Here is a 660-nt window from a genome sequence, read left to right on the forward strand (position 1 = left end):
GTTTGCCAGCTCCCCGAACCTTATCGCAGGCTTCCACGTCTTTCATCGCCTCTGACTGCCAAGGCATCCACCGTATGCGCTTAGTTGCTTGACTATATAACCCCAAGACAACTGCAATCGAGCCAACACTCTCAACCCGGCAAGCCGGATGAAGAATGGTGTTTCGAGACAGTTTCCTTGAAGCGATATCACAACCACTTCAACGACAACACCGGATAACGCTTGAAATCGCTATCACTTGAATACGTCCTCTCGGAGATAATGAGAGAATCGTACTCGTGTTCTTTCTCGTCCAATTTGTTAAAGAGCAAATCTGACCCAGTGATCAGAAAGAAGAACTTCGTTTAACAACCGATGTCATTAAATCGAAATGCTTGTTTCTGTACACTAACCGCCCAACGGCGTGTCAGTAATATTGGTGGAGCTAGGCAGGATCGAACTGCCGACCTCCTGCGTGCAAGGCAGGCGCTCTCCCAGCTGAGCTATAGCCCCATTTAAGCTACCTCAAATTGTTCAACTCCAGGAGTTGAGCAATTTTGGTGGGTCTGGGTGGACTTGAACCACCGACCTCACCCTTATCAGGGGTGCGCTCTAACCACCTGAGCTACAGACCCAATGGTACGGGCCTGATAGACCCATCTGCTCTCTTTATTAATCAAC

Annotated in this window: 2 tRNA genes and 1 rRNA gene; all 3 read right to left on the reverse strand. The window is 48.9% G+C overall.

Annotated features, from left to right (window positions below):
• A 23S ribosomal RNA gene (locus tag FCS96_RS00215) occupies positions 1 to 94 on the reverse strand; the annotation flags it as partial.
• A gap of 322 nt (positions 95 to 416) precedes the next feature.
• Positions 417 to 492, reverse strand: a tRNA-Ala gene (locus FCS96_RS00220).
• 45 nt (positions 493 to 537) lie between these two features.
• Positions 538 to 614, reverse strand: a tRNA-Ile gene (locus FCS96_RS00225).
• Positions 615 to 660: the final 46 nt, after the last annotated feature.

The organism is Marinobacter alexandrii, from assembly GCF_005871205.1.
Classification (GTDB): domain Bacteria; phylum Pseudomonadota; class Gammaproteobacteria; order Pseudomonadales; family Oleiphilaceae; genus Marinobacter; species Marinobacter alexandrii.